At 66.3% G+C, this 768-nt stretch carries 2 protein-coding genes; both read left to right on the forward strand.

Annotated elements, in window-relative coordinates; all coding sequences use genetic code 11:
* On the forward strand, positions 1-217 hold a 217-nt coding region (locus tag PXJ20_RS32855; RefSeq protein WP_421057508.1), incomplete at its 5' end, for a DUF2827 family protein.
* Positions 211-768 (forward strand): DUF2827 family protein (locus PXJ20_RS32860; protein WP_421057509.1); only part of this gene is annotated, 558 nt, incomplete at its 3' end. The genes PXJ20_RS32855 and PXJ20_RS32860, both read left to right, overlap by 7 nt.

Here is a 768-nt window from a genome sequence, read left to right on the forward strand (position 1 = left end):
CCTCGGCTACTACTACCCGGACTCGGACATTGAAGCGGGCGCTGCCCAGCTCGCGCATGCCGCGCGCCACCACGATTCGCAGCAGGAGCGTTACGCAGGGCGCGCCCGCAGCTTCCTCGCAACGCTTTCGCCGCGCCATGCCGCAAACGGATCGTACTACGCGCGGCGGCTGCTCGCCTTGACGTCGAACACCGGCCCGGGGAGGGCGTCATGCTGAACGGCCGTCGTCTCAAGGTAGGCGTGACGATCTTCCTGCGCCAGGGCTTCCAGTCGATCTGGGAGAACGGCATCTTCCAGAACTGCTATTTCCTCGCGACGCTGCTCGCGCATTCGCCGCTTGTCGAAGCGGTGTATCTCGTCAATGGCGGCGACGGCGACCCGGCTGAGGCGAAAGACTTCCTCGCGCTCGCACCCGTTCCCGTGATGGACCTGGCAACGGCCCAGCGTTCGCTCGACGTGGTCATCGAACTGAGCGCGCAACTGGACCCGGAATGGGGAAGAACCTTCGCCGCGCGCGGCGGAAAGATCGTGAGCATGCACGTGGCCAACGATTACGTGATCGACATCGAACGCATGATGTTCGACCGGCCGCCCGGCATGCTGATATCCGGCACGCCCTACGACGCGCTGTGGACGCTGCCTGCGTTCGTGCGCACCTGCGGCGGCTACTACGCAAACGCACTGCGCGCGCCGGTGACGGCCATGCAGCACCTGTGGAGTCCGGCGCTGCTGGAACGCGCGTCGGGCGGTGTGTTCGGCTACGAGCCG

It is taken from the genome of Paraburkholderia sp. A1RI_3L, assembly GCF_048957895.1.
Classification (GTDB): domain Bacteria; phylum Pseudomonadota; class Gammaproteobacteria; order Burkholderiales; family Burkholderiaceae; genus Paraburkholderia; species Paraburkholderia kururiensis.